Genomic DNA, 20,622 nt, shown 5'->3' with positions numbered 1-20,622 from the left:
GAACGCGAAAACGTCAGGTATTCCAATTGCGAATGAGATTTTGACCTCCGATTCACACGGAGAATCGTTACTCTAATGGAACATGGCGGCCCTCATACGAGGCCTACAGTTGGTATATCTGTGTATCGTTCCCTTTAGACTAGATTCACTCGTGAAATTAAATTTCAAAGGTGGTATGCCTAATAAACTAATACTGTTCACCTTTTTGGGCGTCCTAAATCATCACTCTTTAGCAACTACTCCTTGGCTATTCCATGGTAAGGGTGATTCCGTCCAATATACTGCTCCACCAGCTCCTTCAGCTGAGTTCAGAGGCGTTGAATTTACGGGGCGATACGCCAACTACACGAGGGCTGATACTTGGTATCCAACGTGGGCTGCAGATGGCAAACTGTATTCGCCTTGGACCGACGGAACCATTGGACCGGATATGAAGTTTGTTTGGTCCGGAGATGGAAAAGATGCAAAGACCGGCTATGCAACTATCGAAGGCGATGACCCGCTCAATCTCACGATCACAGATGTAGGAATTTTGACCGTATCCGCTTTACCATTTCAAGGAAGGTATCCGTGCGGTAGCCTCCATTACGACGGCGTTTGGTATTACGGTTCTTACGGAATCGATCAGGTGAACGAGGAGATCAAGAAGGACTACGGCTGGTATGTGCTTGGCCATTTCGCAGGATTCCACTGGTCTGAGGACAACGGAAAGACCTGGAATCTATCTCCACATACAACGGACGCAGGACTGTTCGCCGAGCCGAAACGCAGTGAGTTGGATCTAGAGCTCGGGAAGGAAGGTCCTTTCGTCAAAATGGGGGCACCGCACTTCGTCGATTTTGGCCAGAACATGGAGCACTCGCCTGACGGCAAAGCGTATCTGGTCGGGCATGGTTCAGAGTTCCCTGACGCAAGTCCGCGCAAAGCCAACAATTCCTGGGTAACCGGCGATGCGGTCTATATGACCCGTGTCCTCCCCTCGATTGAAAACATGAATGATGCTTCCAAGTATGAGTTCTTCGCAGGCCACGACTCCGATGGAATCGCCATCTGGACGAAAGACTTCAAAAAGATCAAACCGATCTTTGAATGGAACAACCACTGCGGCATCGTCACCATGACTTATAATCCAAGTCTCAGGAAATACTTCATGTGCATCACCGACGGACACATGGTTACAACCAGTCGAAGAGAATATGACAGTTATGTCTTGGAGTCTGACAGTTTAACAGGCCCTTGGTCCATCGTTGCTTACATGAGTGATTTCGGCCCTCAAGCATACTTTCTGAACATCCCAAGCAAATTTACTTCAGATGACGGAATGACGATGTGGCTCTCCTACTCTGCCAACTACATGAACGGCAACAACCGTAACAATCCCGACTATGTCAAAGAGACTGTCCCTGCCGGCAGTGCCTATTCGTTTAGCTTGCATGAGTTTAGTCTACTGAAGAAATCTGAGTCGAACTAGCTTCGAGAGGGAAACCGAAAGGAGCCAGAGTCCGCCAACCCAGCCTCAGGTCCAGAGGCGCTCACCGTAGCTCCAGCCCCTACGAACCGGCTGCTTGATGATTGAATCCAGCTCGGGATGGCCCGGCACGCGCATGTTCTCAACGTCCCAGCCGATGCTGTGACCTGCGCGCTGGGCAACAACCCCGAGGAGTATCATCTCCGTTAGCACGGTAGACTCCTCAAAATTCGAACACGGAGTGATACCGTCAGTGATTCCACGGCCCCAATCCCCGTGGATCGAACCCTTAACCCGGGGGATCGTCCGTTCCGGCAACGTCTTACGGAACTCTCGCCACTCTTCCCGAGACATCAACAACTTCACATTGTTGGGTCGCATATCAAAATGGTAGAACTTCTGCTTCGATCCAAGCATGAGCAGCCCGCCGTCGCTTTCTTTACCCGGCTTCGGTTCCGGCAGGTAATCAACCGGCGGCTTCGAAAGCCCTTCATACCATTTCACTTTAACCGGAGGCTTTTCACCGCGCGCTGGAAAATGATAAGTGACCAATGAACTTGGCTTTTCGCTACCACCCTGGAAATCGACATCAATTTTCGTGGGCATCCCAAGCCCCAACCCGTAGATAGCTGTATCCAGGGTATGACACCCGATGTCGCCAAGAGCACCGGAACCAAAATGAAAGTGCCACCGCCAGTTTCCGGGAGCATAGTATCGTGAGTAGTGCCGGAAATCAGCCGGCCCCAACCACAGGTCCCAGTCCAGCGAGTCCGGTATCGTTTCCGTAGCAACCCGGTGAATCGGATCGGAATGATAGATCGCGCTCGACTTGCGATTCGTCCATGCGATCACCTCCTCAACCTCGCCCAGGACTCCCGCGTCATACCATTCCTTTGCAAGGCGAATTCCCTCCGTCACACGGCCTTGGTTCCCCATCTGTGTGACCACACCATAGTGCATCGCAGCCTTATGGAGGGTGCGGCATTGCCAGATATCGTGAGTTGCCGGTTTCTGCACGAACACGTGAATGCCGCGCTCCATCGCCGCCATCGAAGCCGGGAAATGCGTGTGATCCGGAGACGTGATAACGACGCCATCGACTTCCTTATGCATTTTGTCGAGCAATACACGAAAGTCGAGAAAGAAAGGCACACTGCTTGGAAAGAGTTTACGCTCAGGAGCAGCTCTCTCGAGATCGACATCACACAGCGCAACAACATTGTGTTCTCTCGCCCACGGATTTGTCCACTTGGCAACGCCACCAATTCCGATCAAAGCGATGTTCAACTTTGAATTGGCCGAGCCACCGGGTTTACCGATTGCGAAGGCGCCGATCGAGGCAAGGCCCCCCGCTATAAGAAAATCGCGCCTGGAAAAGCTCATCGTAAGTTATTTCGACTCGGAGAATACTAAACGACGTAACAGCACCAAGGTTTTTAAGCTGAATAATTTCTTCAAAATAGCACATTTCTTATATAAGTGAGGACGACTGAAAAAGAGCGCTCAGATTCAGCTTTAAATCAGTTGAAGGGTATTCTCAGGCAGTTGACCCGAAATAAGCAACTGCCACCCATTCATGCCCCGATGCAGCAAAAGAGGCTCAGTATGGTGACTGATGCACCCTACCATCCCTTTTCTGAAATCTTTTTCCAGCAGGTGGGCTACAACTGCTTCACCTGCGGGGATGATAGATTTAACTTGGGCCCGGGCGAACTCTGCATCATGCCTGCAGCTACCCCTCACCAAGAAGTCGTCCGCGGCAACCACTTCTCCGCCTTCGTGATCGTTCACCACACTGAGCGCTTTGTCGCACTTAAAATGGAAGGCTCTGACGGAGCCCGACCCTGGGGCTATCCATTAAAATCCTACACCTGCGGAAATTCGGAACTCCTAGCCGAGCTACTCACACAAGGGGCATGCGCGCATCGCGGAAATCGCGACCTTGAGCAGCATTTACTTTGCTCCTATCTCGGCCTCGTTCTGGATATTATCGAGCAGGATACGTCTGAATCAGATAGCGAGTACTCGCCATTGGTAACGCAGTGCATGGACCTCTTCTTTGCTGAAATGCGCTCAGAGAACCTGACACTCCAGGAGGCAGCAAAACGGCTCCGCTGCAACGCCGACAGCCTTTCGGCACGCTTTTCGGCAGAAGTAGGCCAAACCGCGATCCAATACCTCACCAATCTCCGAATGGCTCAGGCCCGCCGCCTACTCTCTCAGGATCGCCTTGCAATATCCGAAGTTGCATGGGCCTGCGGCTACAAAGACCCAAACTACTTTTCCCGTCGATTCAAAGCCCAGCACGGCTGCACACCAAAAGCCTTTCGAAAAAGCCTCGGTAGTACTGTCGGGCACTCGAGAAGAACCGAAATTCAATTGCCAAACCGAATTTCATAAAGCTCCTCGTGGAGCTCGCGGGCAGCGTTTATCAAATCGGGATAGGGAGTGTCGGTTACACTGACAAAACCGCTGTTGTAATTCTCGCCATCGATGGCGCGACCGGTCGTCGGTGAATCAACGTACTGAAACCAATGTGTACCTACGAAATAGGGACTCTCCAAAACCGACCGCACGTAATTGGTATACTTCACTCCGCGTTCGACTTGGTTCGCCGCCGTGCAAATCCCTCCGTGAAACATACCCCGATCGATCGAGCCAAAATGAAACTCTCCGAGAATGCTTGGGCGATCCAACTCCGCGAGCCACTCTTCGAAATGCCCGGGAAGTCCTTCCGTATACATGTTGTAGCTCACGATATCCGTATGTCTTGCCGCTGCCTGAACCGCCTCCGGTGTCATCCCCCAGTCCGCAAAGCGGGCTCCGAGATAGAGATGATTCGGCATCTCGGCCTTCACGGCGGCGCGCACGGTCTTGAAATACTGAGATGCCAGATCTTCGGAAAGCATACTAAAATCCTCTAGCCGCGAGCCTTCGAGCGCCCCCTCATGCGAGAAGCCGTCCTCAAACGACTCCCAACTCCCCACGTCCGCCTGCCACGCATCATTCAATGAATCAATAGACCCATATTTCGCTCGCAAGATTTCGACGAATGCCATCTTGGCTGGCGACTCCGAAACCGGTCGTCCTAGTGTGTTGATGACGATGCCAAACCGGTTGAGGTCTCCGTAGAGATTGCCCCAGCTAATCTCGTTATCCGCGAAGACACCGATACACCAGGGATCGTTCTTCACCTTATCCGTCACCGCGGTGACGGATTCCCTCACGCTCTCCACGAACTCTGGGTCAAAAGGATCATGAATAGGGCCCCAGTAGTCGTTGCCCGTCGAGACTCGTTTGTGATTTCCACGAATCCAAACGTGGGCAAAATAGGGCACTCGGCCGTTTCCGATAAACCGGTCATCAATCCAATTTCCCAGACAGGTGAAGCCCCAGCTCTGCATCCGACTCAGCGTGACGTCGACCCATTTCTCTACGTAATCGTCACCATATTTCCGCTCCAGATTCGCGGTATAGAAGCTAAAGGTCTGTCCCCTCTCAAGAGCTCCGGTATGAATCGAACCCGCATAGGAATAATGGTCGGCAAGTGGATCGTCTTTCGCCGGAAGCCATTCGAATAGCTCACGCCGTAGATCTGAGGCGATGAACTCGTCTTTCCTTTCCTGGGGGGACTCATAGTCGACTCCTGTGACTGTGTAGGTGTTGGAGAAACGCGTATTCGCGATCCCTACTGCGAAGAACAAGTAACCCTCTGGATCGATAAGCGTCCATTTGCCGTCGTGTTTCTCCACCCGGAAGTAACCGGTTGCTTCAAGACGCGGGCCATCAGCCCAGCCACCAAACTGGGAACGCCCCTCGAATGCCCGAGGCTGTGCCAATTCTTTCCCCTCCACTTCTCCGTAAGCCAACAGGTCTTCATCGGAGTGAACCTTAGTCGGCCAGTTTAGACGTGAGGCCTTACCATACTTGTTCACCAACCCCTTCAACACCGCCGTGTCGCCATTGTCGTTCGGAACAATTCGGATGTTGTCGATGACGAGCGTCCGCTCCGTCAGATTGCCCTTCATGTAAAGACCAATGTGTTGGAGCGTGCTCACGTCTATCTGCCGTGCACCCCATGCATATTGGAACGGAATCGCGTTCTCGCCAACCTCTGGTGCCTGACGGGGTGGCCAACCCGTCATCCCAAGGTTGAGTTTCTGGATCGGGCCATCCAGATCGATGTAGTAGGTCCCACCCGAGCCTGCTGCGATATTGATGTGTCCGGTCACGCTCTGGCTCGCGTCCTGCAAAGTGATCCACAACTGGGTCGAGTCTTCCGATAGGTTGGTGATCTCGAGCGCGAGCGAACTGGCGTCGAATGCCTCCACACCCCAAGATTCCTCCGTTTCAAAAAAGACCTTCTTGAAAAGTGATTCATTGGGGTAGTTCACCAGGAGAGCCTGCTTTCCCAACGAGACGCCCTGCCCTCTTGTCAACTCCAACTCGACGCCCTGAACTTCGGCGTCCGAAGGTATTTTCGCGTCCTCGAAATCAAAAAGCGATACAGTCGATGCATGCAGCGAAAAAGCTGCCAGTGGAACCATCGCGAGAATGATTCGGAGGGTAATGAGTAGTGGGACAAACATTCGAACAGGGGCCTAGAGCACTAGAATTTGCTAAAGGGCACTTCAGTAAGCTTTCATGAATCCTCGATTCGGACAATTGCGCTACCCGAATCCAGGCTGCGGCGGCCAGCCTCGAGGATTGCCGTAACGGCTAGTGTTTGGCGGGCAGTTGCAAGTCTGCTGTCCCAGTCAGTGATCTTACTTTCACCGACATTCACTGAACTCGCTGCCTCGACGAAAGCTTCAATACTGAGATAACCATAGCCGGTGTGTCCGACGAAGTCTCCATCGGCACTGGGGCGGTATTTCATGAAGAGTGGATTCGGCGAACTGTAGCCATCGGCATCGGTCGCCATTTGGTAACCGCGATGTGCCTGATCGACCTGTATCTCTCCCTCGTGCCCCATGTAGTGGAAGCGCTGCTGCGAGTGAACATCGCTCTTCGGCGCGATCCAGGAAGACGTATACAAGGCGGTTCCCAGATTGCCGCTCTCGATATTTTTCCAAGTCGTAGCCAGTGTGATTGTATCCTCGGTTTGAATACATTTCCCGTGCGCCACACCAGTCGCTCCATGGGCAGTGACCGCCACAGGCTTAGCGCGATGACCGATCGCCCAATTGTGGAAATCGATGTGATGGGCATTTAGGTAGTAGCTGATGTCGCTCGACTTTCCGGCCCATGCGCGAAAGGTCTCTAGCTGCGATTTGGGCTGACTCATGTAGGCGTTGAAAAAACTGAAATCGCCAAGCTCACGGATTTTATCGCGGGCATCGACGTAGATCGGGTCCCATCGCTTGTGGACCTCCATTACTACAAGGACGCCCTTCGCATCACCGGCCGTGATCAATTGTCTATGATCAGCCGTAGTCTGAACGATAGGTTTAGCGATGAGAGCATGCAGGCCGCGCTCAATTGCTGCCCTACCAATTTCGAAGTGCAGGTCGTCTGGCGTGAAGATGAAAACGCAGTCACCCGGAGAGAGTTGATCCATTGCACCGAGATAAGCTTTCGGATCCCGCTCGCAATCATCGGCTGGGAAACTCTCGAACTCGGTGCTTAGGTTCCGATAGCGCTGTCCAAGAATTCGGTCGAGGTGCTCCCGAATACCGGGAAACTTTGATCCATTCGTTCCAGCCATTAGAACCCGCTCGACCTTACCCAAGGCACGCTGATGAAATAGGCTCAAGGCAACCACCCCCGCCCCGTTATCGGATTGGCTGGCTCCCCCGCCAACATATCCAGTGCTGTATTCGCCCGTTCCAACGATCAATGCATTCATAACTCAATGTGGATAAACCGGGCTACGGTCTACTCAACCGGGAAATGAACTCACTTTGACCCACCAGTGCTCTCGATGTGGAAAGCATCCCGAAGTTTCAGATACTCGGGAGTGTTTGGGAAGGTCGATGGGATGTTGTCAGCATTCCATTGATTGTAGAGCTTACGCAGGCGCTCCACAGTTTCAGGCCGGGTTTGCGCAAGATTTTCTTCCTCACCGATGTCACTTGCCAGATCAAAGAGTTCCATTCGGCTGGGATCATCAAACGAGCCGACCAACTTCATATCGCCGGAACGCACAGCCCACTCACGGCCATTCCATTGGCGCCAAAACAATGCCTGATGCGGATCCCCGTTTTTTTCGCCGGTTAAAAAGGGAATCAAGTCGACACCTTCCATTCCCATTCCCAACTCAGCATCCGCCCCTGCAAGATCAACAGCTGTCCGTGCCCAATCGAGCGAAATTACAGGACGATAGTAGGTGACGTCCTCGCGAAGCGTTCCCGGCCAACTCGCCATCATCACGACACGCTCACCACCTTCGTAGACATCCGATTTCCCGCCACGCAAGGGGCCATTGTCGGAACCATTATCGAACCATTCGCTCCAGCTCACCGGCTGAGGACCTCCGTTGTCGCTGAAGAAGACCACAAGAGTGTTCTCACGGATACCATTATCTTCAAGCGCGTCTAATATCTGCCCCACCCCCCGGTCCATAGAATAGACCATCGCTGCGTAGATACGCCGCTGGCTGTCCTCGATGTGCGCATGTTTGGCGAGATCTTCCTTGGTGGCCTGGAGCGGTCCATGGGGCGCGTTATATCCAACGTAGAGGAAAAAGGGCACATCAGTATTTGCATTCCGGTTGATGAATTCCACCGCATCCTCGCTGAGCGCATCGGTCAGGTAGCCTTCAAAAATCGCGGGCATGTCGTTACGGATCAAGGCGTTTTTGTATCCCTCGCGAGTCGACAGATCGATTTCGAAGTAGTCGTGACCTCCTTCCAAAAATCCGTAATAGTAGTCGAAGCCGCGATGCAGCGGGTAATGCTCCGAGCTTCCACCAAGATGCCACTTACCGATGCCTCCTGTGTAGTAGCCCGCTTCTTGCAGACGCTTCACGAAAGTTTTCTCGTTCGGGTCCAGACCAAGATTCTGGTTGTAGACATCCATGGCCGGATTCATCTCGTGTCCGAATCGCTGTTGGTAGCGTCCGGAAAAGAAACCTGCCCGTGATGGTCCGCAAAAGGAATGGGTTACGTAACCGGATTGAAAGTTGATTCCGGTTCTCGCAAAGCGATCCAGATTCGGGGTGAGGATGTCCGTGCTCCCATTCGCGCCCATGTCCGCAAAGCCCATGTCATCAACCATGATTACAACGATGTTCGGTCGTTCACTGGATTCTTCTCCGAACGAAGAAAATCCAGCGACCAACAAGGTTAAACCCGCTATGGTTACCAAGGGAAGTGGGATACGGTTTGACAGTAGATTCATTGCGGGAGAGTTGGTCTCTTCGTTTTAGATCTTCGGAATCAGAGCTGGCGGTATATCGAGTTTCTTGTCATCCGAGCCTTCGGCGAAAGTGTGGAGCCGGTATTCATTGGCGTAGTCCCAGTCCGCCTCGATTCGACGGTCACCGAGCACGATGTTGCCGAGCTTATTGCGAAACCACGCGGCGAGCTCCTTATACTCAGGATCATTAGCAACGTTATTTCGCTCAAGCGGGTCAACCCGCAGGTCGTAAAGCGCAAGCTCTGCCTTCTCAACCGGTACTTCGAGAGCCCAATTTATATTGCTGTCCAATTGATCCTTTTTGACCCAATTGTTGAACGGCCGCGTCCGCATGGAGAATCCCCAGTCCTTGGAGCGCATATAGGCGCGCGGACCGTAAATCAGGTTCATCTCGCCCAGAGCGTATTCGCGCTTCGGAGCTTCTCCGGAGATGACCTCAGCGAGGTCCTGACCATCAAGATAGCTGTATTTCGGATCATGAATATCCGCCCCGCCGGCCGCGAGGATAGTCGGCATGAAATCCACGTACTCGACGAGACCATCGTAAACCATACCCGGAGGGAACTTCTCCTTATCCGAGGAAACAACAATTGCAGCATTGTGGATCGACTCACGCCACGGGGTAAACTTGGTGGCTATACCTTGCTCCCCAAGATGCCACCCATGATCCCCAACGGTGTAAATGATCAGGTAATCCTGTCCGTTCTCTTCGCTGTATTCTTTGAACTTTTGAACCATAGCACCGATGAGGGTGTCTCCATAGGCACAAAAGGCATAGTAGTCCTGAATCGCCTGCTGCATCTCCTCTTCCGTGTAGGCAAGCCCTGCGGAGATCTCTTCAGGTGAGTTTGCAACGACTTTCATGTTCCGCGTTACGGCCTTTAACTGCGGAGGCAGCTTCGCTTTCTCCTCGTCGGTGAACTCAGGCACTCTGTAAACTTTTTCCGCGAAACGATCCCGATAGGACTTTGGTGGCAGCACCGGTGTGTGCGGTAGACGCAAGCCTACCTCGATCATAGTCGGCCTGTCAGAGGGAACACCCTCCATCTCAGCCCCCCAACCAGTCGTGTAGGTCTGATCGGCATTATCCAGATAGTCCATAAATTCACGGGCGATGTGAAAATCGATCGTTCCGTCCTCGGCCTGAGGATTCTCCCCGCCGTAGATCAGCGCCTTGGAGTAGAAACCTTTAGGGTAGGCGCGAAGCAGATCGAACTCTCGATTGGTTTGCTCAATCTCAGCAATGTCCTCTGGCCGGAGGTCCTCGCCCCAGCGATTGGTAAAGTATATCCTCGTCGTTCCATCGGGATACATCACCTTCTCTCGGTTTCCAACAACGGTCCACACGCCGTCAATGTTCTCCCCGTGCACATGAGAGTAAATATCACCGAGCCCGTTACTCTGTAAGTCGTGCTTGAAATGAACCTTGGCGCCGAACATGCCATCCGTGTTGAATTCTTTTGGAACCGTATAGATGTAAGAATCCATCTTACCAAAGGCTCCTGTGCTGTAGCCGTAGTCGCGAATCGACTGGTGGACAATCGGTTCCACGAAGTCCGCCTGCTGATGGCTCATTTCAAAACCATAATGTCCGTTACGAAACGGGTACCGACCGCTATGCATAGAGCCACGCGATGGCCCGCAGGCAGGCGCATTGACAATCGCGCGGGTGAAGAGAACTCCCTCCGCAGCCAGCTTATCAATCTCGGGCGATTCCACGTAGCCAAGAGGACTCTCGTCAGTGCCGTAGACAGCACGATTAAAACACTGCAGGGAGTCCGGACGCTGATCGTCTGTCGTAATCCAAAGAATGTTCGGTTTGGTATCTCCCAATCCGGTAAAGGCGGCAGATAAAACGGAAACTAGGCAAAAATAAATGTTCTTCATGGGGTAACTTCGTGGGGCCTGGTCCTATTTCATGTATTATTTGGTAAATATGTGCAAGTCCTACTCAACAATTCCAATCTCTACCGAGCTTTGGATCCCCGTCGTTTCAAATTCAAACCCACCTCCACTCGCTACCGGATTTGCATCGTCCCAAGAGTAGGCACTGATCGTCGTCTGACCGGGTTGATGCGCTTCCAGAATACCGAATTTATCGATGCTGGCTATCTCGGGATGACTACTCTGCCAGATCACATTGTTACGAGTGGCGTTGGAGGGATAAATCTCACAACGAAGCTGTTGCGTGTGTCCGACCCGCAAGGGCGCCTCGCTCTTGATCACGCGCAAATCTCCAACAGGGATATACGTAAACTCATCCAACACCTTCCCCAGACGATCATACGCTTTTTGGTGTTCAGGAGTAAGATTATTCAAGTCTAGTCCCGCATACCGCCAACGGTTCCATCGGTTTGGGATCTTCTTCCTGACGGGTTCGCCTGCTTTCTCCAAAGGATCCTCGCCGTAATCGAAAAAGCGTCCCTCCGGATACACTTCATTCGGAGCATAACGTTTATACCGTTTATCGAAGGCATATTCGATAAAGTCGCCATTCTTTCGATACCACGTGACGATATGATCGCGGTGTTCAGTGTCGTCCGTGCCGGTAAGTTGAGTCCAGAAACTAACCCCATCAAGGTCTTCTTCGTTTGGAATCTCAATGCCTGTCGCGTCTCCGAGCATCGGCAGGATATCCGTCACGTAAACCATCCCGTCATAAACCGAACCTGAAGGAATTTTCCCAGGAGCGCGTATCAATAACGGCACCTGAATACCCCCTTCGATATGCTTGCCTTTAAAGGCCTGCCTGACTTTCCCGTTCGACCAATGAAAGAAGTACTCGGGACGAGTTCCGTTATCCCCCATCAGAATCACAATTGTACGTTCGGTGAGACCAGTCTCTTCGAGTTTATCCAGAAGATTGCCGACCATTTTATCCGCGTAATGGAGCATCTCCGGATAGAAGCTTGGATCATCGCCGACATTGTTTCCGTTCCCCTTCTTATGGATATCGTAGTCGTCGTAGACGGATTGCGGTTCCGTGTCCGGGGTCGGGGTCCTTTCCGTATGCATCAAGACCATTGAATAATAGAGAAAAAACGGCTCTTCCTTATTTCGTTCGATAAAATCGAGCGCGTAACGATTGATCAGTTCCGGGCCATACCACCGCCGACCCGTTTCGGGGTCGATCCCACGGTAATTCTTGATCTCTCCATTCAGCACGAAGTTGGGCTCAATCATGCGTTTCCCCACCTGGTTATTCACATCAAACGCGAAGAACTCATCCCACCCAAACTCGTAGATATACTCCTCTGCAGGTATCTCTTCGGTGCCCCGCGTTTGCTTCCACTTGCCAACAAGAGCTGTGGTATACCCAGCCCTCTTGAATAGATCTCCGAAAGTGATATCAGAAGCATGTTGCGCTTTGGGCTGGAGGAAATTCCGCCGATTATTCTTCCCGCTCATCAAAGCGATCCGCGTTGGCTCGCACAGTGGATAAGTAAAAGCCCTTTCGCACCGAACGCCTTCTTCCGCAAGACTATCCATCCGAGGCGTCTCAAAAGGCACATTCTCAAACGTTCCCCGCGGATCATCACAACTAATTGTCTCTGCGCCGTATGCAGAGACGGAATAATGGCTGACGTCATCCAGAAGAATTAGAACGACATTCGGCTTTTCACTGGACGCTCCGATTGCACCGCTAGCGCCCGCTAAAAGCAGCAGCGAGATCAAGCGTTTCATTACATCCTGTTCGACGACCTATTCGGTCGGCTTTAGCTCTGCAAAAGTGCCGGGAACGTCCGCCAGATGATCACCCAACTTTGCCTGCATCTTACGAAGCTTGACCGCATACTCCGGGTTGCTGGCGAGATTCGTCGTCTCTCGCGGATCACGGTTCAAATCAAAAAGCTGATCCGGGTCAAAGTAGTGATCTTTGAACGGCGGGTTGTTCAGATACAATTGGAAGCGCTCCATGTGGTGTCCACCGGGTGCCATTCCCATATGCATGTACCGAGGGTTTTCCTCTTCCTGCCACAACTTCTTCGTCCAGGGGAATGCCTTGTGAATCGCCGCAAGTGATTCGCGATGTTCCTGCTGAATTTCTTCCTTCGGTCGGTTCGTGTAGCTCTCGGGAACACGGAATGCGAGATACTTGAAATTGTCATCGCTCACTACCGCTCGGGTAATACCGATTTCCAAAAACATTGAGTCGCGCCAAGCAACCTCCTCGTTCAATAGCAAAGGCATCAGGCTCGCCCCGTCGATCACCATATCCTTGGGTGGGGTAACACCTGTAAAATCGAAAATGGTCGGAGCGATATCAATGTTTCCGACAAGCTCAGTCCTTTCGCCAGGCACTACCACCCCAGGCAGGTAGGCCAACATCGGCACATGGGCTCCACCCTGATAGCACGAGCCTTTACCCTGATCGTCCGTGCTGTTGTCGTTGAAAAAGATGATCAGCGTGTTGTCGGCAAGCTCAAGCTCCTCGAGCTTATCCTTCACTGCGCCGACCACGTCATCCAGCCAGGTCGCAGCGATCAGCTTTCCATTGTCACTTTCCGGCACACCCGCTTCCCGTGCGCGCCGTAGAACGTCTTCGCGGGGAGGCAGCACTCCGGGAGCGATTGGCTCATCCAGCCAGCCAAGCGGCGTCAGGCGCGGATCTTTTTTTAAATCTTCGGTGCAATCAGGAACGTGCAAAAGCGTCGAAGCATAATACAAAACAAAGGGCTCGTCCTTGTTTTCCTCAATAAACTTGAGCGCGTGGTATGTCTGCCACTCTGGCACATGAACATTGGTGCCCGTCTGCACGAGATTGGGATCGTCATTCGGGTTCCCATGAAAGGCAGCGCCGACGTAATCAAAACCAAACTCCGCAATATCCCGGCAGTAGTGCTCTTGGTTGTACTGCAGCACTGCTTTCACCTCCGGATCACGCGGGTCGGTCTGGTGCGGCTCTAGACGCTTGCGGCTACCATGCTTTCCGCTCGATCCAACATGCCATTTTCCAACCATTCCGGTCTTGTAGCCATTGGCCTGCATGACTCTTGGAAAATTCCATTGATCTTCCGTGAAGCCCATATTCCAAAGGACCTTCGTCACGCCCTCTTCGCTCGTGCTTCGGCTGAATTGAACCGTCGGACATCTGCTGGCATACTGACCTGTCAATGCAGTGTAGCGACTGGGGGAGCACACGCTGCTAGTCGCGTAAGCTCTGGAAAAGTAGGCACCATCCGCAGCCAGCTGATCAATGTTCGGCGTATGGGCCTTGCCTCGAATGAAGCCGAAAGAGTCCATCGGTTGGTCATCGGTGTAGATTACAACCACGTTCGGTCGCCGCTCCTCTCCGATGGCAAGAGCCAGCGGAAGAACGGCGAATAGGCATAGAATTGATTTCTTCATCCTCTCATTCATTCACAAGTTTCCAAGTTCGGATCCAGTCATACTTGGTTGTCCGTTCCTCCTTCGTTCCGGACGCTACCATGCCACCGTCTTCCGGCACGGGGTTCCAATCATAGGTCTCAATGGCCATGTGCAAGTAGGCGGGGATATCCCAGGTCGAATCGGGTCGGATTGAGTATTGGTACACACCATCGAGGAAAAACTGGATCTCCTCATCCGACTTCCACCACGCGCCATAGACAAAGTAACGGCTGGAATTCTTTTCATCGAGTTGGACATAGTTCGATTTTTGCACGCGTCGCGGCTCGCTGAAGTAGCGCCAGTGAATCGTATTGGAGTGAAAAACCCGGTCCCAATTCCGCGCCCACCCTCGGGTCAGTGGCGTCACACGACCTACACATTCCTGAATATCGAGCTCCAGTGCCTCGTCGTAGCCACCCTCGGTCAATAACCAGAAAGTAGACGACATTTCCGTAGCGTTAGCCTTCATCCGGCACTCGAAATAATAACCCACATCGCCGGGGGTGATGGAGCGCACGATTCCTCCGTAATAAGTGTAGAGACCTTCCTCGCCCTCCCACGGCTCGTCGAGCACGCCTACCTCGACTTGAAGGGATCCTTCTGAAACAGAGACATTTTTTGCCTGAAAAAGCCCGGGCGGCCGCCCGATCCAAGTGAAGCTATTCTCATTCGGTTCAATCTGCCATTTTCTGAGATCGACAGCCTTGCCATTGAATTCATCCGACATCTTCTCAACGGGAACCCAATTCAACCCATCAGGACGCGGATCTTCTCCTTCCATGAACGTTGGGGCACTCTGCCCATGAACTAGAGCAGACAAGAGCACAAACAATGCGATAGGAGGAGGTAGTTTTGAATGCATGGATTCCGGGGAGGATTCGTGCCTATACAAGACACGATTTCTCCCTTCTGGTCATCCTATCTTTCGGCTCATTCAGTCAGTCCAGATTCCGTATCTTGAATCCGCGATACCAAACCTCGCCCCCATGGTTCTGGAGCCAGATGTTCCCTTCCTGCAGACCAAAATCCCAGTTGGTTTTCTCCGGGTCCTTCGTGAATTTACTCTTCTCGAAACGCTCTTTCCAATCATCGCTACCCACTTCAACGTCCACTACCTTCACTCCGTTTAGCCAATGCTGCAGGCGGTTTCCTTTGGCCAGAATCCGCGCGGTATTCCATTGGCCATAGTCCTTCACGCTTGAATCGTCGGATCGACCGTAGAGATCGTAGAGCGCCGCGGCACTTGAAGTCGCCCATTGCCCACGGCGGTGATGGACGTCATCGAGGATCTGATATTCGGGCGCGTTGCCCTGACCTTGACGATAGAAGACCCCGCTATTGCCCCCTTTGGAAATCCTCCATTCGAAAACGAGCTCAAAATCCAGAAAGCGCTCCTTCGTCCGGAAGATACCCTTCTTTCCCGGCACGAAGTGAATGAGACCTTCCTCATCAATCGTCCATCCACCACCGTCGACCTTGTTGGTCGGTTCCCAATGTTCCAGCGAATCCAGTGAAATGAAGTCACTTTCAGCGTAGAGCGCCGTTAAAACGAAAAACGAGAAGAGTGAGCAGTATTTCATTGATGTATTCTGTGGCTATCTCCGGCCCGGAGCCGTGGGAATCCCTGAAGTAATAATGTCCATATACTCGTCGTGCATGCGCTGAGCGATAACGCCAAACTCCGGGTTCTTGATCAGATTCTTTGTTTCCCCCGGATCGCTTTCGAGATTGTAGAGAGCATGGGGTAAATACTTTGTCCGCTTGAAATCACTCTTGATCATATACTTCCAAGGCATCTTTCGATAAATCAACTCGTGGCTGGCACCTGCCTGATTGACGAAAAAGTCGCGCTGTTCAAAGCCGGACTCACCGAGCAGGAGCGGCAATAGATTGTTCGAATCGAGTGCCTGACCGTCTGGCAACTGAGTGCCTACCAGCGCCGCAAAGGTGGCGACCATATCCTGATTGACTGCCAGCTCGTCGGTGATTCCGGGCTGGATCTTACCCGGCCACACAGCGAAGAAAGGAACTCTATGGCCACCCTCGAGAGGAGAGTTCTTGCTCCCGTTCCAACCGCCGCCCGGCTGGTAGCCGTGCTCCCGGGTCGCTTTACCGTCACGTAAGCCACCGTTATCGGAGGTGAAAACCAACAGTGTGTTCTCAAACTGACCAGTCGCTTTCAAAGCATCGACAATCCGTTTCACCTGCAGGTCGAGCTCGACAACCATGTCGAGGTGCGGAGTCGGCGTGGCGCCTTCAACTTTCTTCCCGTCAAACTGATCCGGCGGAACATGCGGGATATGCACCATCGGCGAACAGTAGTAGAGGAAGAAAGGTTCCCGCTTCGAAGCACTCGCTTCGATGAACTCAACGCACTTTTGGGAGAGAATATCACCGATCTCGCGAGCGTCCCACTTGGAATCTCCAGGGCCGAAACCTTTGTCGCTCACATCCTTTGCGCGGATCGCGGTCTCATCATTGAGATAAATGATCTCAGAGTCCCTTGCGATTGGATACCATTCCTCGTTCTCGTATAGCAGGTAGAGCGGCCCCTGAATCCCACACGGGCTGATAAAATCGTAATCAAAGCCAACGTAGCGAGGTCCACTACCCGCCCAGCGCGACACATCGACTTTGTCCAGAATATCACCGTTCTTCGCCCCACGGTAAATCTTGCTGCGGCTGCCTCTCTCGTAGAAGTCACCGCCCATATGCCACTTTCCCACCATGCCAGTGTTATACCCGGCGTCGCGGACGACCGTGCCGAGCGTCACTTCACCCTCGCGAAATGGCGTCGGCGCGAAGGTGCTCCACACGCCACCCGGCGAGTAGCTGCGGTAGTTGTTGTTACCACTCATTACTGCGTAGCGCGTGGGTGCGCAGAGTGCCGTCGCCGAATGCCCGTCGGTAAACCAAAGCCCCTGCTCCGCGAGAGCGTCGATATTCGGCGTCTCAAAGATCGGCTCTTCGCCTTGGATCGTCCGGGCGTGGAAACTGATGTCCCCAAGACCGAGGTCGTCCGCCATGATAAAAACGATGTTCGGTCTCGTCGGCTCCGCCCACGCAGATCCAGCAAAAATGAATAAAAGGAGGAGATGTAGTTTTTTCATATCTAGTTCGCCTTTCTTGTGGCTTTAAGTTCGCGGATGTAGGGGGTCTGTGCCTGCTCCAATTCAGGAATGAGGCCACTTCGAGCTGTCGAAAGCGTTAAAACGGCATTTGGCCATGTTCGGTTTTTTTGAGACCTCATACTAAAACCCGTGATCAAATAACTGCTCGATCTTCTTCGGATCAGCCCACGGATCGCCCGTAACAAGATAATAGATCATGCCTGCATCCGAAATGTCCGCTTTCTTTGAAGCGCGCATTCGCTCCCAAATAAATTGGATCGCCTTATTGGTCATCTCATCCTTCGAATCGTAGTCCCGCAAAAAATACCAAGGCTCCCAAAGAACCGTTCCGTCAGGCCCTGCGCTTCCTGAAGACAGTCCTTTGTAGGCTTCGAATTTTTGGTTTTGATCGTGGATTTTATCGAAGATAACTCCGTCGTCCGTAAACTCCTCGATCATTTCCCACCAAGTCCAGCCGTGGTGGGACTCGAAATCAGCAGGTTGATCCGCATGCCGGTTGTTCCAGGTTGAGTGAGAGATGCAACGGACGTGTGACAATGATTGAGGATTCAAATCACGAGCCCTGGATAGAGCCTCTCCTGTAACCTGCATCGGACCCGCTGCTACGATTACCAACGGATCTTCAGCCGTCGATCTCACGATCTGATCCCTCATTAAATCGTAGGCCCGCTCGGGATCGTCGACTCCGGAAATGATTCGCTTAGTATCAAAACCAAACAGCCTACCGCCCTCTACGGCACTCCTCTTCATTTGCTCGGCACCACCCCAGTCACTACTTCCCCAAATGTGGTCGCTGTGAATATAGAGCGCGAGACTGTCCTGGAGGCCGAGAGAGGCTAGGATCGCTAAAGAAGCTGTGGTGGCGCCCCAATCGTCAGGATCGTGGTGGTTGCCGTCCGAACTAACAACTATTCGTCCCGAGCGATAAACGACATCGGCATCTTGAACTGGAATCCGCAGTCGAGCGATACTGCTCTCACCAGTAGGGGCGTAGGCCTCCACCTGAAACTCGCTCATACCTACATCTGCCTCGAGAGGTATACCCGAAAGAACTCCATTAGGTGCAACATGCAGCCAATCAGGGCCGATAATCTTACGGAATTTCCATTCCGTCTCAGAGTCTATCAAACTCTTCCGTAGCGAATTCCAACCATCGTAGTTCCTCCCGACTGTCGCGGCTTCCCGGTAAAGCTCCGCATCAACAAACCCCGAGGCTGGTGAAATCTGATACTCAAGATGCCCCTCGCCCGCGTCTTCCTCAGGATAACCATCGGTATCCGTCTCAACCAGTTTCCAATTTCCAAGATCAGAGTCGGTGCTCTCCATTTCGATGACGACCAACCCATCATCCTCTTCAAAAACCAACTCACCCTGAACGGTTGCAATGGCCCCAAAAATCAAAGCGAAGAGCAAAATCCTGTGTTTAAATGGCTTCATCTACGGGGTTGTTCTAAGGTCTAAAGTTCAAGCTGACCATCGTGGGCGTCAGGCGCGAAGTTGCTGCGGAATATCTCGACGCCGTCCGCCTTTGGACCCCAGTTCACTTCGACGCGATTGTCCCCCAGCACTATGTTACCCAGCTTCTCGCGCATCGCATTCGCGACATCACGGTATTCTGGATTGAAAGCCAGATTATTCACTTCGCCGGGGTCAGACGGCATATGATAGAGCGCGGGATCGACATCTTCATACGCTGCAGTGAGGCCCCAATCCATGTTTCCACCATGGCTTTTGTCCGGGCGGGTCTGCATTGAAAACACAAAATCTTTCATCCGTATAAAGGCACGTGGTCCGGTGACTGCGTGACTCTCCCCGGTCACATAGTCTCGAGATGGCTGCTCACCGGAAGCGATCCTTGCCATATCAAAACCGTCGAGGTAGTCGAACTTCGGATCACCTAGATCTGCACCTGCTGCCGCCAGGATCGTGGGTGCAATATCTACAAACTCAGTGAAATCACGGACGACCTTGCCAGCGGGGAACGCAGCGCGATCTGAAGAGACAACAATAATTGGATTCTGTTGATCGATATTCCACGGCGTGAATTTTGAAACGGAGCCATGTTCATTCAGTTTCCAACCGTGATCGCCACAGACATAAACGATCATCCAAGGCTGCCCATGCCTGTTACTGTACTCCACAAAGTCCTTCGCCGCTTGACCGACAAGGGCATCCCCGTAGGCACAGAAAGCGAAATAGTCCTGAATCATCTTCTGCTTCTCTTCATCGGTGTAGTGATCGGACGCTCCAAAGCTCGTAGCTCGCTTCAGCTGTTCGGGCATCGTCTCAAGCTCCTCTTCCGTCAACTCAGGGAGTTCGTAGGTATAGCGTTGAAAACGCTCGCGATAATCGGCCGGTGGCAAGACCGGGGTGTGAGGAAAATCGTATCCGAGATGAACGAACAGCGGCTTTGACGGATCGACACCATCAAACTCCAGCTCGCCCATCTTGAAAGTCTGGTTCTCGTTCGCAAGCAGCTCGGAAAGTGAGACGTTGTAGTAGGCGTCCCGGGTTTTCCCTGCAGGCTGGGGGCTCACACCACTCAGGATCATGCCCTTGTCTTTCGCAGGTGGCTTCCTCGCGTTGTGATGACGAAGCAAATCGAATTCTTCGTTTAAAAAGACCGTGTCACCCTTTCGGTCTGGAAACAGCTCCTCTACCTCAAGCGAAAAGTATTTGATCTCCCCGTCAGGTAGAACAAAGAACCGCAAATTAGAGAGCGGCTCATCAAGCTTCACACCATCGAGTTCATTGATCCAGACCCTTCCCCAATCCACGAGTCCCTCAGCCGCTAGCTCCCGAAACGAAATACTCTGCGCGTAAGGATTGAACGCTTTCATCCACCCACCTGGCTGTTCCTGACGAAGACGAAAGCCCAGCTTGCCAATCTGTACAGTGTGGTAGCCGAGCTCTGCAAGATGCTCGGGGATACTCGGTTCACGATGCGGCGCTGTTGTATTGTGATACTCGAACTCGTAGATCCCTGAGCGGAATGGATACCTCCCATAGTGCATCGAAGCACGCGACGGCGCGCAGCCCATGGCTTGGCAGTAGGCGTTGATGAAGGTTGTGCCTGCGGCAGCAAGCTTGTCCACCTGCGGCGACTCTACGTAGCCAAGCGGACTCATTTCCTCCCCAGTCAACATCTGATTGAAAGCCCGAATCGAGTCATAGCGTTGATCGTCGGTCACGATCCAAAGAATGTTTGGCTGATCTGAAGCTCCAACGACTTGAACAGCGATCAGGATTGAGAGTAGTGCGGGGTATAGCTTCATCGTCTAAAAGTTTCCGGTC

14 protein-coding genes are annotated in these 20,622 nt (G+C 52.6%); 2 read left to right on the top strand and 12 right to left on the bottom strand.

The features are described 5' to 3' along the window. Positions 1-175: 175 nt before the first annotated feature. Positions 176-1,471 carry a hypothetical protein gene (locus AAGJ81_00300; GenBank protein ID MEM0964574.1) on the top strand — a complete coding sequence of 432 codons (1,296 nt, stop codon included), beginning with the start codon at positions 176-178 and terminating at the stop codon, positions 1,469-1,471. A gap of 45 nt (positions 1,472-1,516) precedes the next feature. Here the strand turns inward: AAGJ81_00300 and AAGJ81_00295 are convergent, their stop codons facing one another. Beyond that, positions 1,517-2,851 (bottom strand): Gfo/Idh/MocA family oxidoreductase, encoded by a 1,335-nt coding sequence (locus AAGJ81_00295; GenBank protein MEM0964573.1) that lies wholly within the window; start codon positions 2,849-2,851, stop codon positions 1,517-1,519. Positions 2,852-3,073: 222 nt separating this feature from the next. Here AAGJ81_00295 and AAGJ81_00290 point away from each other — a divergent pair, with 222 nt between their 5' ends. Further along, a complete protein-coding gene (locus tag AAGJ81_00290) occupies positions 3,074-3,868 on the top strand; it encodes a helix-turn-helix domain-containing protein (GenBank protein ID MEM0964572.1) in 795 nt (264 codons plus the stop codon). Here AAGJ81_00290 and AAGJ81_00285 read toward each other — a convergent pair. The 11 genes from AAGJ81_00285 to AAGJ81_00235 all read right to left on the bottom strand — a co-directional run bounded on the left by AAGJ81_00285 (position 3,844) and on the right by AAGJ81_00235 (position 20,603). Next, complete coding sequence (locus AAGJ81_00285) at positions 3,844-6,057, bottom strand: beta-galactosidase (protein ID MEM0964571.1); 2,214 nt, start codon at positions 6,055-6,057, stop codon at positions 3,844-3,846. The two genes, AAGJ81_00290 and AAGJ81_00285, sit on opposite strands and share 25 nt — an antisense overlap. A 53-nt stretch (positions 6,058-6,110) precedes the next feature. Beyond that, entirely contained in the window at positions 6,111-7,316 is a 1,206-nt protein-coding gene (locus AAGJ81_00280) for a Gfo/Idh/MocA family oxidoreductase (GenBank protein MEM0964570.1), read from the bottom strand. Between the two features lie 50 nt (positions 7,317-7,366). Beyond that, positions 7,367-8,809 (bottom strand): sulfatase-like hydrolase/transferase, encoded by a 1,443-nt coding sequence (locus AAGJ81_00275; GenBank protein MEM0964569.1) that lies wholly within the window; start codon positions 8,807-8,809, stop codon positions 7,367-7,369. 24 nt (positions 8,810-8,833) lie between these two features. Continuing rightward, the gene (locus AAGJ81_00270) at positions 8,834-10,714 is read right to left on the bottom strand and encodes a sulfatase-like hydrolase/transferase (GenBank protein MEM0964568.1); all 1,881 of its coding nucleotides are present in this window, start codon (positions 10,712-10,714) and stop codon (positions 8,834-8,836) included. Between the two features lie 60 nt (positions 10,715-10,774). Further along, positions 10,775-12,511 carry a sulfatase-like hydrolase/transferase gene (locus tag AAGJ81_00265; protein ID MEM0964567.1) on the bottom strand — a complete coding sequence of 579 codons (1,737 nt, stop codon included), beginning with the start codon at positions 12,509-12,511 and terminating at the stop codon, positions 10,775-10,777. Positions 12,512-12,529: 18 nt separating this feature from the next. Then, positions 12,530-14,176, bottom strand: coding sequence for a sulfatase-like hydrolase/transferase (locus AAGJ81_00260; protein ID MEM0964566.1), 1,647 nt, complete (start codon positions 14,174-14,176; stop codon positions 12,530-12,532). A gap of 4 nt (positions 14,177-14,180) precedes the next feature. Next, positions 14,181-15,059 carry a glycosyl hydrolase gene (locus tag AAGJ81_00255; GenBank protein ID MEM0964565.1) on the bottom strand — a complete coding sequence of 293 codons (879 nt, stop codon included), beginning with the start codon at positions 15,057-15,059 and terminating at the stop codon, positions 14,181-14,183. A gap of 76 nt (positions 15,060-15,135) precedes the next feature. After that, positions 15,136-15,777, bottom strand: a complete 642-nt coding sequence (locus tag AAGJ81_00250) for a DUF1080 domain-containing protein (GenBank protein MEM0964564.1) — start codon at positions 15,775-15,777, stop codon at positions 15,136-15,138. Between the two features lie 15 nt (positions 15,778-15,792). Continuing rightward, positions 15,793-17,307 carry an arylsulfatase gene (locus tag AAGJ81_00245; GenBank protein ID MEM0964563.1) on the bottom strand — a complete coding sequence of 505 codons (1,515 nt, stop codon included), beginning with the start codon at positions 17,305-17,307 and terminating at the stop codon, positions 15,793-15,795. Between the two features lie 141 nt (positions 17,308-17,448). Further along, entirely contained in the window at positions 17,449-18,765 is a 1,317-nt protein-coding gene (locus tag AAGJ81_00240) for a hypothetical protein (protein MEM0964562.1), read from the bottom strand. Positions 18,766-18,785: 20 nt separating this feature from the next. Next, a complete protein-coding gene (locus AAGJ81_00235) occupies positions 18,786-20,603 on the bottom strand; it encodes a sulfatase-like hydrolase/transferase (GenBank protein ID MEM0964561.1) in 1,818 nt (605 codons plus the stop codon). Between the last annotated feature and the right edge of the window lie 19 nt (positions 20,604-20,622).

Source organism: Verrucomicrobiota bacterium, from assembly GCA_038744685.1.
Classification (GTDB): domain Bacteria; phylum Verrucomicrobiota; class Verrucomicrobiia; order Opitutales; family Puniceicoccaceae; genus Puniceicoccus.
This window is presented reverse-complemented; position numbering and strand designations above follow the sequence as displayed.